13 protein-coding genes, 2 tRNA genes and 1 pseudogene are annotated in these 11,549 nt (G+C 52.2%); 10 read left to right on the forward strand and 6 right to left on the reverse strand.

Features of this window, described 5'->3' with window-relative positions:
• From AAIE02_RS09865 to AAIE02_RS09890, 6 genes are all read left to right on the forward strand, one after another.
• Nucleotides 1-429, forward strand: a complete 429-nt coding sequence (locus tag AAIE02_RS09865; RefSeq protein WP_008458066.1) for a RidA family protein — start codon at nucleotides 1-3, stop codon at nucleotides 427-429.
• Nucleotides 426-1,100 carry a DUF1028 domain-containing protein gene (locus AAIE02_RS09870; protein ID WP_498532452.1) on the forward strand — a complete coding sequence of 225 codons (675 nt, stop codon included), beginning with the start codon at nucleotides 426-428 and terminating at the stop codon, nucleotides 1,098-1,100. Before AAIE02_RS09865 ends, AAIE02_RS09870 begins: the two co-directional genes overlap by 4 nt.
• Nucleotides 1,093-2,241 carry an acetylornithine deacetylase gene (argE, locus tag AAIE02_RS09875; RefSeq protein ID WP_498532453.1) on the forward strand — a complete coding sequence of 383 codons (1,149 nt, stop codon included), beginning with the start codon at nucleotides 1,093-1,095 and terminating at the stop codon, nucleotides 2,239-2,241. The genes AAIE02_RS09870 and argE overlap by 8 nt, the downstream gene beginning before the upstream one ends.
• A 319-nt stretch (nucleotides 2,242-2,560) precedes the next feature.
• Nucleotides 2,561-3,193: a hypothetical protein gene (locus tag AAIE02_RS09880; protein WP_286184347.1), complete on the forward strand. Its 633-nt coding sequence runs from the start codon at nucleotides 2,561-2,563 to the stop codon at nucleotides 3,191-3,193.
• Between the two features lie 114 nt (nucleotides 3,194-3,307).
• Nucleotides 3,308-4,576 carry an MASE1 domain-containing protein gene (locus tag AAIE02_RS09885; protein WP_336707565.1) on the forward strand — a complete coding sequence of 423 codons (1,269 nt, stop codon included), beginning with the start codon at nucleotides 3,308-3,310 and terminating at the stop codon, nucleotides 4,574-4,576.
• 37 nt (nucleotides 4,577-4,613) lie between these two features.
• Nucleotides 4,614-5,939, forward strand: coding sequence for an HdeD family acid-resistance protein (locus AAIE02_RS09890; protein ID WP_498532685.1), 1,326 nt, complete (start codon nucleotides 4,614-4,616; stop codon nucleotides 5,937-5,939).
• A 16-nt stretch (nucleotides 5,940-5,955) separates the two neighbouring features.
• On the opposite strand, the gene AAIE02_RS09895 is transcribed toward AAIE02_RS09890, so the two are convergent.
• Nucleotides 5,956-6,291, reverse strand: coding sequence for a DMT family transporter (locus AAIE02_RS09895; protein ID WP_008458053.1), 336 nt, complete (start codon nucleotides 6,289-6,291; stop codon nucleotides 5,956-5,958).
• Between the two features lie 175 nt (nucleotides 6,292-6,466).
• A tRNA-Ser gene (locus AAIE02_RS09900) sits at nucleotides 6,467-6,556 on the reverse strand.
• Nucleotides 6,557-6,650: 94 nt separating this feature from the next.
• On the opposite strand from AAIE02_RS09900, the gene mtfA reads away from it, so the two are divergent.
• The 3 genes and pseudogenes from mtfA to AAIE02_RS09915 form a co-directional block, all read left to right on the forward strand.
• Nucleotides 6,651-7,448, forward strand: a complete 798-nt coding sequence (mtfA, locus tag AAIE02_RS09905; protein ID WP_008458051.1) for a DgsA anti-repressor MtfA — start codon at nucleotides 6,651-6,653, stop codon at nucleotides 7,446-7,448.
• Between the two features lie 100 nt (nucleotides 7,449-7,548).
• Nucleotides 7,549-7,624, forward strand: a tRNA-Asn gene (locus tag AAIE02_RS09910).
• A gap of 179 nt (nucleotides 7,625-7,803) precedes the next feature.
• Nucleotides 7,804-8,116 (forward strand): annotated as a pseudogene (locus AAIE02_RS09915) (Arm DNA-binding domain-containing protein); the annotation flags it as partial.
• A gap of 31 nt (nucleotides 8,117-8,147) precedes the next feature.
• Here the strand turns inward: AAIE02_RS09915 and AAIE02_RS09920 are convergent.
• The 3 genes from AAIE02_RS09920 to AAIE02_RS09930 all read right to left on the reverse strand — a co-directional run bounded on the left by AAIE02_RS09920 (nucleotide 8,148) and on the right by AAIE02_RS09930 (nucleotide 9,895).
• A complete protein-coding gene (locus tag AAIE02_RS09920; RefSeq protein ID WP_166991446.1) occupies nucleotides 8,148-8,600 on the reverse strand; it encodes a lysozyme inhibitor LprI family protein in 453 nt (150 codons plus the stop codon).
• Complete coding sequence (locus AAIE02_RS09925; protein ID WP_498532454.1) at nucleotides 8,597-9,517, reverse strand: DUF8812 domain-containing protein; 921 nt, start codon at nucleotides 9,515-9,517, stop codon at nucleotides 8,597-8,599. The genes AAIE02_RS09920 and AAIE02_RS09925 overlap by 4 nt, the downstream gene beginning before the upstream one ends.
• Before the next feature lie 138 nt (nucleotides 9,518-9,655).
• Nucleotides 9,656-9,895, reverse strand: coding sequence for a hypothetical protein (locus tag AAIE02_RS09930; protein ID WP_498532455.1), 240 nt, complete (start codon nucleotides 9,893-9,895; stop codon nucleotides 9,656-9,658).
• Between the two features lie 309 nt (nucleotides 9,896-10,204).
• Here AAIE02_RS09930 and AAIE02_RS09935 point away from each other — a divergent pair, with 309 nt between their 5' ends.
• Nucleotides 10,205-10,534, forward strand: coding sequence for a gamma-glutamylcyclotransferase family protein (locus AAIE02_RS09935; protein ID WP_336707556.1), 330 nt, complete (start codon nucleotides 10,205-10,207; stop codon nucleotides 10,532-10,534).
• Nucleotides 10,535-10,575: 41 nt separating this feature from the next.
• Here the strand turns inward: AAIE02_RS09935 and AAIE02_RS09940 are convergent, their stop codons facing one another.
• Nucleotides 10,576-11,535 carry a YbgA family protein gene (locus AAIE02_RS09940; RefSeq protein ID WP_498532456.1) on the reverse strand — a complete coding sequence of 320 codons (960 nt, stop codon included), beginning with the start codon at nucleotides 11,533-11,535 and terminating at the stop codon, nucleotides 10,576-10,578.
• Nucleotides 11,536-11,549 lie beyond the last annotated feature (14 nt).

An 11,549-nucleotide genomic window follows, 5' to 3' on the forward strand; every position in this document is an offset into this window, starting at 1 on the left:
ATGCCCACGCATACCCGTATTCGCATGTTTAACACCAAAGAGACTTACCCTAATCAGTCGCTGAACAACGATCTCTGTCAGGCGGTACGCGCCGGGAATACCGTGTATGTGCGCGGCCAGGTCGGGACGGATTTTGAAGGGAATTTGATTGGGCTGGGCGACCCGCAGGCGCAGGCTGAGCAGGCCATGAAAAACGTTAAGCAACTGCTGGAGGAAGCCGGGAGCGATCTCTCCCACATAGTGAAAACCACGACTTACATTATCGACCCGCGCTACCGCGAACCGGTGTATCAGGAAGTCGGCAAATGGCTGAGAGGCGTCTTCCCGATCTCCACCGGGCTGGTGGTTTCCGCCCTCGGCCAGCCGCAGTGGCTAATGGAAATCGATGTTATCGCGGTGATCCCGGGCGATACTCAGGGGGAAAAATGACCTTTTCCATCGCCGCACGCTGCCGGGACACCGGCCAGCTTGGCATCGCCATTAGCTCGTCCAGCATCGCGGTCGGCGCTCGCTGCCCGTGGCTGGTGCCGGGCGTCGGCGCGGTGTCGAGCCAGAATATTACCCTGCCCGCGCTGGGCCCGATGGTGCTGTCGAAGCTGAGCGAAGGTGCCACGCCGCAGGAGGCGCTAAAGCTGGTCGCCAGTGAACATCTGCACGGCGACTACCGGCAGGTGACGGTCATCGACAGCCACGGCAAAACCGCCTGCCACAGTGGCATTAATTCACTGGGCATTTACCACGCCGTGGAGGGGGACAACTGCGTGGCGGCGGGCAATATGCTGGCCGATAAGTCAGTAATTAACGCCATGATCGAACGCTTCGAACAATGCCCCGGCCCATTGGCTGACAGGCTAATGACCGCCCTTGAAGCGGCGCTGGAAAAAGGGGGTGAAGCCGGGCCGGTACACTCGGCCGCATTAAAGGTAGTGGACACCGTCGCCTGGCCGGTAGTCGACCTGCGCGTTGACTGGGCGGACGATAACCCGATTGCCGCGCTGCATTCGCTCTGGCTGGCCTATAAACCACAAATGCAGGATTACCTGATCCGTGCACTCGATCCGCGAGAAGCCCCCAGCTATGGTGTGCCAGGCGATGAATAGCCAACTGATTCCTTTATTGCAGAAGTTACTGGCGCGAGACACCACCAGCCGCGAGTCGAACCTGGCGCTGATCGAGGATATTCGCGATTACCTTGCCGAATGGGGCATCAGTGCGGAGCTGTTTCACAGTGAGGACGGGCGTAAAGCCAATCTTTATGCGGTGTTTGGCCCGGCAGGCGGCGGCGGTGTGATGCTCTCCGGCCATACCGACGTGGTGCCGGTGGACGGGCAACAGTGGAGCGTCCCTCCTTTCGACATGACTTACCGGAATGGCCGCTATTATGGGCGCGGGGCAGCGGACATGAAGGGCTTTATCGCCTGCGTGCTGGCCTCCGTCCCGGCGTTTCTTTCACAGCCGCTGAAAATACCGCTGCACCTCGCCTTCTCCTACGACGAAGAGGTCGGTTGCCTTGGCGTGCGCAGCCTGGTGGAGCACCTCCGTGCCTCCAAAGAGAAACCCGCGCTGTGTATTGTTGGAGAGCCAACCGAAATGCGCCCGGTTTACGGGCACAAAGGGAAAATTGCCATCCGCTGCGAGGTGCACGGCCTGGCATGCCATTCTGCCTATGCGCCAGAAGGGGTGAACGCCATTGAATATGCCGCCCGGCTTATCGGCAAACTGGGAGACGTTCGCGAGGCGCTGACCCAAAAGACGGATGCCCGCTTTGATCCCCCGTTCAGTACGCTCCAGGTTGGCACCATTCACGGCGGCAGCGCGCTGAACATTGTGCCGCAGGAATGCCAGTTTGATTTTGAGATCCGCTACCTGCCGGGCGTCGAAGTCACGGCGGCGATCGCCGACATTCAGGGCTATGCGCAGCAAAAACTGGTGCCCGCCATGCAAAACATCTCCCCGGCAAGCGCCATCCGGTTTACTCCCTTGAGCCACTACCCCGGCCTGCTGACGGATGCCCAGTCAGAATTTGCCCGATGGCTGGCGCAGTGGTGCGACAGCGCTGATTTCAGCACCGTGGCATTTGGCACCGAAGGCGGACTTTTTGACGAAGCCGGGATTGCCACGCTGATTTGTGGCCCCGGTAGCATGGACCAGGGGCACAAGCCCGATGAGTTTGTTGCCGAAGAGCAGCTGCAAAAGTGCATGGCGATGCTGGAAAACCTGCGCCAGTGGATGCGCGCTTGATCGCTGCGTAGCGTCTGCAGGGAAAAACAGATAATTTATGCCAATCAACAGCAAACCAACAGAACATCCCACTTAAATACATCACCATTTAAATCATTAACTCCAGGAAAGGAAAGGACGGCGGCAAATAACCAGTATAATTCTGGGTTTATTCCTTCTCGTTGAGCCATTATTTACTCTTAAGGAGGATGATCGTGGAGGATTAATAGTAATAACCCTCTGCTTTCAGAGCATTTCATTCACAATAAATTAATCTAATTTTTACATAAAGGTTTTGCTGTTTCGCTTATTAAATTCGGGTTGGATGAGGGGCATTTTCTTGTTGGAAACGACCAATTCAGCCCTGGAGTTGGTTGGGATGTCCGGGTTCAAAACACGCTTATTTTTACTTAATAAAAACAGCCAACGCCTGCTGTTATTGTGCAGTGGCTTACTGCTTAGTATGCTGGCCGCACTGATTGTCATCGGCATTTTTAAACCCACGGTAAAGCCGCTGAATGACCGAAGTGATACTGCTGCCCTGCTGGTTTATAGCTGGGAAGATCAGGCCAGCTCGCACCTGACATCCGCGAAAATTTATCATTCGACCGATGCAGGGACCCGCAAGGATATTTTATTGATGGTCTGGAACGTGAAGCCCTGTCTTTTGGCAGGGAAAATGTCCGTCTCAGCGATGCCAAATCAGGCCATGAAATGGGTGCAACGCGAACTTCGGGAATCTCTGCGTACCGCTTTGATCCCCTCTCCCGCTTCCCACTGCATATGCCCGGGAGCCGAAGAACGCCCCGATCTTTATAAGCAAAGCATCGTGGCAGAAACCGGATCGCATGGGCAGACCCACGAGCAAGATATAGAAGACAATCATCAACATGAAGGGCAAATACAACCTTCAGCGGCTAACGTCAGGACTATTTTCTCAGCAGAGAAAGTCGATGCGCGGCATGCAGTCTGAAGTCTAGTAAATGGCCCTATTTTGTGTTTTCAGCCAAGGGTTGTTAGCCTTTACGTAAAATAACGCCCGACAGCGGAATGCTGCGCGCATTCCTGAATCAAAAATGGACGAGAAATGAAAACGTATTTCCCTTCCTGGCTGCAGCAAACCGCTATCCTGCTTTTGTGGGGGCTGGTCTATTATCTGTCCGGACTTATCTCGCTAAAATTTGACGACCCGAACTCCGCAATAGCGATTGTCTGGTTCCCATCGGGCGTTGCCGTAGCGGCTTTATTGTCTGCCCGCTGGCGTGACTACCCTGCTCTTATCCTTATCTTCGCGGTAGCAAGCATCCTGCAGGACGAAGCCTGGCACAGCCTGCCTCTTTTTTTAACCACGCTGGGTTATTCGCTGCTGGCGATGCCTGCCAACGTGCTTATTGCCTGGCTGGTACGCCGTTTCTCTCGGCCCAATGACGACCTGCACGTCATCCTGCTGTGGATCTGCGCCACCTTTATTGTCAGCCTGTTCGATGCGCTAATCGTCGGCGGAGGCTACGCGTATTTCACCGACCAGCCGATAACAAAGACCATCTGGAATGGATTCGTTGCCGACGTGACCGGGATTTTCTTCGCAACAACCGTCGTCATGGGCTTCGTGAATAAGCGTGGCCTCCAGGCCGCTCTTACCTGGTCTTCCCGTCTGACAGGTCTGGCGCTGTTACTGCTGATTTGTGCCGCAACGGTGTTTATTTTCGACTACAGCGGGACCTGGCTCAGAACCGAAGCCGCCGCGCTCTATTTTGCCCTTTCTTGCTTACCGATTGTGCTGACGCTAATGCTTTCCCTGGTCTGGGGGAATCGTGGAGGCTCGATTGGCCTGCTGACACTGGGGGCGATTGTTATCCACTTTACCGACCAGCATCAGGGGCCCTTCTTTCTCCACGGCCTTAGCTTCACCGAATCCCTGCTGCTGGCGCTGAGCTATCTCTCTGCGACCGCCTTACTGGTCGTCTTTGTGCGAGTGTTAAGCCGCTCTACGACGCGTTTCAATCCGGACACTGGCCGACTGGCGGGTAATGGCATACTTTATCGACTGGAGCCTGAAACCGGTATTTTCAACTGGGAAAACGATCTCTCTTCACTCCTGGGTTCAACTTCGCCCCAGGCGTTCGACACCATCGAGCGAGTCCTGGCGCAGGTACATCCCTCAGATCGGGAAAAACTTCGGCAGCATTGGCTCTCCCCTGTTCCGAACAAAAGCAAACCCCTGATATTTCGTATCAAGGTGAATAAGGATGAATGGCTCACGCTGGTTGACAGCGGCGGCGTTGCTATGTCCAACGGCGGGACAAGCATTATTGTCGGAAACTGGCAGGTCAGCCATTACGATCTGGCTATCTAAACACGGACGTGAGCACTTTTTAAGGAGAGACAAACTTGTGATTCAGATTGCGTTGTTACTGTTCGGCGTCGACTTTATGCGCTCAAGGGTTAAATATCTGATCCTGCTGGGGAGTCTTTGGAGCCTGCTCGGACTGGCTATTTTCCTGGACGGTCTGGACGGCGTGACGTATTTCCCGTTGCGCTTTTTTGGCCTGCTTTTGCTGCTGGAAAGTCTGGTAACGCTGAGCATCGCTTCCGGCGGAGTCGGAGCGCAAAAAGCCGTGCTTTACTTTAAGGGGGGGATTTTTTGTTTCGTCTCGCTGCTTATCTTATCCAACCAGCCCTACAGCAATTTGCTGCTGGCCATCGTGTTTGGTTTTGCTTATTTCGTCATTGGCCTGTTCGTTATTTTCTCGGCGTGGATTGTACGTTTCCCCCACTGGAAGGGCACCCTGATCACCGGTTTAGCGCAAATTATGTTCGCCTTTTTTATGTTCAGCCCCTGGCCTACGCATTATAAAGCTACGGTATCGTTCTTCCTGGGAACACTGATGATTTTCAGCGGGATCCATACCGTACGTCTTGCACTTCGCGTTGCAAGACTGCGAGAAGGTATCTCGGTCTTCGACCTTTTAGTGCCTGCAGGAATAGGTGTTGAAGTGAAAAAAGGCACGAATATCAAGCCTAACCTCGCCGAACCCGCGAACGTTGATTTTCGTGAACCGCTAACCGTACATATCTGGACCCCGGAAGGTACAGCCAGCGCGTCAACAATTCCACGGCCGGTCATCAACCGCTATATCGCCGCAGTAGACTCCGAAGGTGTTATATCAACGGGCCACGCCGCGCTTGAAGTCCCACCTGATCTTTACATCAGCCTTTATCCTGCAGAAGACATTGATAGGTCGCCAGCCGAGTTTTTGAATACGCTTAAGGCCACACGCGATAATGATGTGCCGGGAACGTATCAGCCTGACTATGCCACTGAATCCGCAGAGTGGTGCCAGTCAGATCGCAAGATCTATTTCCATCATTACAATGGCAAAGCCTTACAGCGTTTCTGGAGTGCCTACAGGCTGACAAAAACTTACAATCTCACCTACCGTAATTGCTCGAGCAGCGTTGCTTACGCTCTTGAAGCGTCGCTGGATGGCGTGCTTTCAAAACATACGCGAAGCTGGTTGTCCATACTCAGAACGCTCGCGATGCCCGAGCTCTGGATAGCCGCCCAGGTGCGTAAACGTGCCACTTCTATGGCCTGGACTCCGGGGCTGGTGATGGATTACGCCAGAGCACTACGCAGCATTGTTCACCCTGTCCCCGAGCCATGGTATCAGCGCGTCACCTTCAAGTGGCGCGACAACAGTAAGGCCGGGGAATAGCCGTTATTAACGGCGGTCAGTGGGTAACAGACTTTGAGAAAAGTTGAATAATCATGATGCCCACGGCAATAAACAACATGCCTGCGATAGCCGGAAGATCGAGTTTTTGTTTATAAAACAGAAATGACATCACCGAAACCAGGAAGATTCCCATCCCCGCCCAGATCGCATAGGCGATACCAATATTCATGGTCTTCACCACTTGGGAGAGGCCATAGAATGAAATTGCGTAGCCCACCACCACCACCACGCTGGGAACCAGACGGCTGAACCCGTCAGAGGCTTTCATCATGGTGGTCGCCAGCGTTTCTGCACATATAGAGATGGCAAGGATAACGTAAGTATTAAGCATATTTTTTCCCGTTGTACAAAATCCTCGGGAGAGTATAGAACTTAATGCGCGGCGGTATTTCAACAACAGGGAAATCTCAGCCGATGCCAGGCGTTACTGTCACACATAAGGTTACCTGTATTGCGGGAGCGAGAGATTGGTCACTGAAATGAAATGCGATAAGTGCTTGAATAATTGGCGGAGAGAGGGGGATTTGAACCCCCGGTAGAGTTACCCCTACTCCGGTTTTCGAGACCGGTCCGTTCAGCCGCTCCGGCATCTCTCCGTTCTGGTGGTTGCCATCATGCCAGGTTATGCGGCATTTTAACAGTCTGGGTTCTTTCGTTTCAGTTCAAACGATGACTTTGCGAGCAAGTAACATGATTAAGTGGCCCTGGAAAGCAACCGATTCAAGCGCCGCCCCCGCGTTACCGTGGGAGCAAGCGTTAGCCATTCCCGTGCTGGCATCACTCAGTGAAACCGAGCAGCAGAAATTAATTGGCCTTGCGGACCGTTTTTTACAGCAAAAACGGCTGGTTCCGCTGCAGGGTTTTGAGCTGGATGATCTGAAGTGCACACGTATTGCACTTCTGTTCTGCCTGCCGGTGCTGGAACTGGGCATTGAATGGCTGGACGGTTTCCACGAAATCTTGCTCTACCCTGCGCCGTTTATTGTGGATGACGAATGGCAGGACGACTTCGGCCTGGTGCATAGCCAGCGGGTGGTGCAGTCCGGGCAAAGCTGGCAGCAGGGCCCTATCGTGCTTAACTGGCTGGACGTACAGGACTCCTTCGATGCCTCCGGCTTTAACCTGATTATTCACGAAGTTGCCCATAAGCTGGACAGCCGCAACGGCGACCGCGCCAGCGGCGTGCCGTTAATTGCTTTGCGGGATGTGGCCGGCTGGGAACACGACCTCCACGCCGCGATGGACAGCATTCAGGATGAAATCGACATGGTGGGCGAAAATGCCGCCAGCATCGACGCCTATGCCGCCACCGATCCAGCTGAATGTTTTGCCGTGCTTTCCGAATATTTCTTCAGCGCGCCGCAGCTGTTCACGCCGCGTTTCGCCTCGCTTTACCAGCGTTTTTGCCAGTTCTATGGGCAGGATCCGCTCCAGCGCCTGGTTGAGCGTGAAAACTCCCCCGGCACTGCCGGAAATACGGTGCATTAAATCAGCAACGAGGCGTAAATTTAACCATATGAATTAATGCGTTACTTTTACTGTTGACAGGTTTTATGACCGACGCTAATATTCGCCCCGTTCACACGATTCCTCTGTAGTTCAGTCGGTAGAACGGCGGACTGTTAATCCGTATGTCACTGGTTCGAGTCCAGTCAGAGGAGCCATATTTAAGGGAGCAGACGTTCACTGACGTCTGCTTTCTGCATTTCTATCAGTTGGTTATCCCCTTCTTCAGGTTCACCCTCGTTCACTAAAAACCACCCGAAGCCATACCTATTAGCTGGTAAATATGTTGGTAATGGTAGTTCGATTCCGTTTTTACCAACAAGCGGGGTATGCCGTTATGCCACTTCCTGATACTAAAGTAAAAAACGCCAAACCCCTTGATAAGGAATACAAGCTGACCGATGGCTTTGGTATGTTCCTTCGCGTTAGCCCTAAAGGTTCCAAATACTGGCAAATGCTTACCGCTTCGACGGGAAGCAAAAAATCTTCTCTATAGGTGTCTACCCTGCTGTTTCACTTGCTGATGCAAGGCAGCGCCGTGATGAAGCTAAAAGACTCTTTGCTCAGGGCATTGACCTAATGCAAAGAAACAGGCAGAGGTTAAAGAGCTAAAGGCCAGGCGTGATAAAACACGCTCTTTCAGTGTAGTGACCCTGACCCCAAATATGCTCCCCTGTATGTTTACCTGGCAGGAGGTAAATCCATGATATGAAGTTCTTCTATATGACGCTTGTTCAGGTTTATCTCACACTGATCTTTATATGATTGATAATCACGCGCCGCCTCCCCGATTGAACTTGCCACACCGAGACAAAGATTTTTCTTGTAAGTCATCCAGGCTTTCTGAGAATCTAAAAAATATTTATTATATACGGAGCCAACAGTTTCATCAGAACTATCAGATTTCTCTGTGGGATAATCATAGTTGGATATAATTTTTTTACTGATCTCAGATATCAAAATATCTAACTGATTATCACTCTCTACCCGTTTTTGATAGAGACAATTATATGCATCAGCAATTTCCTTATGCTCTTTAAAACAGGCGTCTCTTTCATTTCCGGTTGACAACGCCGCATAGGAAGGCAAGGAAAACATCATCACCACTATTAATGAAAATATTTTTTCTTTCATTTCAAATACCTTAACCTTTTCCTGTTGCTTTCATATGACATATAAATAGATGATGCTCGGATAAGTTCAATTAGGGCGGACTTTCCTTTTATTGCCGCTCTGAATAATGCTTCAGCATTCTCCACCCCTTGGAAAAATATATCAACCAAAACATCTCTTATCCGTTGTTCAAAACTTTGCCATGCTGGAGCATCAGGTATTCGCCTTGATACCCGGCTATAGACGCTCCTTGTATATTCGAGCTTTTCTCTGTACGCAATTTCAAAGAGCCTGATTTGCTGCTGATGGGTGATTTCTCCCACTAATGGCCCGTACACCTTCACAAACTCACCTGCTAGCCTCCCCTTAAGCCCGGCAGCTCTGGAACAAAGCCTTGCCTTATACTCTTCCAATCCTGCTCCACGCAATGTTGCAAAGACTTCGCCAGTGGAACGATTTCCCATATCATAGCCGCGCCCCAGAGTAACACCGGACGAAACATCAGTCGGCCAGTGAAGTATCCTCGAAAAGTAAGGCGTTCGGTGCTGTCTGAACGGTGCCACAGCGGTAACATAATCAGCGCCCTCCGCATCAAAAGTGATCTGCCCTTCCATTACCCTTAATGGTCCATGCTGGTGTCTTGGTCGCCAGCCCGGAGCAGCATTCTCAAGCGCCACCATAAATGCACTGTCCACTGGATGAACTAATCCAGATGGATGCATGTTCAGCAAACGCTGATACCAACGAATAGCCTCTATGGTTTGCTGACCACACTGCCCATTTATACGTAGATGTCTCCCTGTAGCTTGCTGATAACCAGCATCCAGCATCATTTTCTGGATATTTTTTACATCTTCAGAAGCATTGGTACCGCAGGTCCCGACAGATGAAAATAATCGAGAGGGGTGAAGCAACATAGGCTCGTGATATTTTGACATGACAATCCCCCTAATCATCATAAATCTAACAACTAATTGTAATTACTATCCCTTTACAAGTCCCAAAAGATACATCGAATTAGATTATTGCCCAGGCTAAATTCTTGGGGGTGAGAAATAATCATATAAGGATTAAGCCTAAGCAATCGCTATATACGATTTATGATCCACATCAGCAACTCCCGTTAATTCAATTTTTTCAACTTCATCACCTTCTAACCTTAACCTTTCTGCCGCCTGAAATTTCGATCTGTTTTCCGTTGTAGGCAGCCCGAATTGTTCCGTTCTCTCTGATAAGGCTGCTACGATATATGGTATTAACAGGATACTGGCGACAATATTCCTGCTGGTCAGAGATGAGCATTCGCGTTTCATCATTCATTCCGGCCAGCAGTTCCGCCGTAAACGAGGATTGATCCATTGTTGCCAGCAGTTCCGGGGTCAGTTCATGTTACCGGAAGCTGTATCTCCAGCAACGGGTGATGTTTATGTTCTTGGCCAGGGTTTAAATAAACGGAGTAACTATCACGACACAGCCTCTGAACAGTACCAGGATGCCGACGATTTTCATCAGCATGCATCCCTTGAATTAATCCCCCTGCTTTCCCGTTGCCAGCCGACCCAATACGCCGTATGTTGAACTCCCTTCTCTACTCCTGATGTCGTTGCTTTACGCGTTGAGGAAAAATGGAATCACTGTTTGTCTACGGCACGCTTCGTCCCGGCCACGTTAACGCCCACATCATGGAAAACATTGGCGGCGAGTGGCTGCCGGGCTATGTGCGCGGTACTTTCTACGAACGCGGCTGGGGGGCTGCCGCCGACTTCCCCGGCATCGTGCTGGATAAAAATGGCCCGGAGGTTCACGGCTATCTGTTTCTCTCTCAAAATCTGAATGAACACTGGCCGATGCTGGACGAATTTGAAGACGGGTACGACCGGGTCAAAGTCGAGGTCAGCACGCGTGATGGCCGCACCGTTACCGCGTGGATTTATGAGCTGCAGCCGCTGCGTTAACCGGAGACCGAACACGGGTTCGGCCACCTTCTTCAGGTCGGTTAATTTACCCCGAGCCGCAGCGCTAAATAGTCCGGATAAGGGTTGAAGTAGTTCTGCGTCAGCAGATAGCGATCCGGGTACTCCGCCAGATAATGTTTCAGCAGCGTCAGGGGAGCCAGGATCGGCAACAACCCGTCGCGATAATGCAGGATCACATCCCGCAGCTCACCGCGCTGGCGAGTATTCAGCCTGGGACGAAAATACCCCTGAATATGCATCAACACATTGGTGTGATTCTTCCGCGAGGCGGGCGTTTTAAGGATTGCCATCAGCTTCTCACGGTAGGCCACAAAGAAGCTGTCGAGCTCGTCCCACTCATGCAGCGAGGCGACGAAAGGGCCAATCTCGCGGTAGCCCGCCTGATGGTGCGCCAGCAGTTGAAGTTTGTACCGACTATGGAAATCGAGTAACGCGCGGCGGCTCAGGCCGTTAGCCCGCAGCGTGTTCAGTTCATGCAGCGCGAAAACGCGCTCCACAAAGTTCTCCCTCAGCATCGGATCGTGCAGGCGGCCGTCTTCTTCCACCGGCAGCCAGGGGAATGTCTCCAGCAACGCCTGGGTGAACGTCCCCACGCCCTCCTTGCGGCCAGGGTTGCCCTTCACGTCGTACAGCCTGACACGTTCCATCCCGCAGCTCGGCGATTTAGCACAAACGATAAATCCAGCCAGCCCATCCAGACCCGAGACGTAGTTTGTGGCGAAATCGGCCATTTTCTCCGTGACGTCGTCATGCGGCGCCTGGCTAAAACGCATTCTGATCTCCCCTTCGCCCAGTTTCACCAGGCGCAGAGCGGGCCGGGGAACAGGCAGACCAATCGCCATTTCCGGGCAGACAGGTTTGAAGGTCACACTTTGTGCCAGCCCCTCCATCACAAAGGCCATACGTTTGTGCCCGCCGTCAAACCGCACGGCCGAACCGGTTAAACAGCCGCTGATCCCAATCACAGGTTTGGTGCTCATAGCTTTATCCTCTC

Source organism: Cedecea sp. Ae19-4 (assembly GCF_059801165.1).

What these genes read in the sequence shown, in the direction of transcription:
- AAIE02_RS09865 (WP_008458066.1), top strand. Translation starts at nt 1, where the DNA reads ATGCCCACGCATACCCGTATTCGCATGTTTAACACCAAAGAGACTTAC.
- AAIE02_RS09870 (WP_498532452.1), top strand. Translation starts at nt 426, where the DNA reads ATGACCTTTTCCATCGCCGCACGCTGCCGGGACACCGGCCAGCTTGGC.
- argE (WP_498532453.1), top strand. Translation starts at nt 1,093, where the DNA reads ATGAATAGCCAACTGATTCCTTTATTGCAGAAGTTACTGGCGCGAGAC.
- AAIE02_RS09885 (WP_336707565.1), top strand. Translation starts at nt 3,308, where the DNA reads ATGAAAACGTATTTCCCTTCCTGGCTGCAGCAAACCGCTATCCTGCTT.
- AAIE02_RS09895 (WP_008458053.1), bottom strand. Translation starts at nt 6,291, where the DNA reads ATGCTTAATACTTACGTTATCCTTGCCATCTCTATATGTGCAGAAACG.
- mtfA (WP_008458051.1), top strand. Translation starts at nt 6,651, where the DNA reads ATGATTAAGTGGCCCTGGAAAGCAACCGATTCAAGCGCCGCCCCCGCG.
- AAIE02_RS09920 (WP_166991446.1), bottom strand. Translation starts at nt 8,600, where the DNA reads ATGAAAGAAAAAATATTTTCATTAATAGTGGTGATGATGTTTTCCTTG.
- AAIE02_RS09925 (WP_498532454.1), bottom strand. Translation starts at nt 9,517, where the DNA reads ATGTCAAAATATCACGAGCCTATGTTGCTTCACCCCTCTCGATTATTT.
- AAIE02_RS09930 (WP_498532455.1), bottom strand. Translation starts at nt 9,895, where the DNA reads ATGATGAAACGCGAATGCTCATCTCTGACCAGCAGGAATATTGTCGCC.
- AAIE02_RS09935 (WP_336707556.1), top strand. Translation starts at nt 10,205, where the DNA reads ATGGAATCACTGTTTGTCTACGGCACGCTTCGTCCCGGCCACGTTAAC.
- AAIE02_RS09940 (WP_498532456.1), bottom strand. Translation starts at nt 11,535, where the DNA reads ATGAGCACCAAACCTGTGATTGGGATCAGCGGCTGTTTAACCGGTTCG.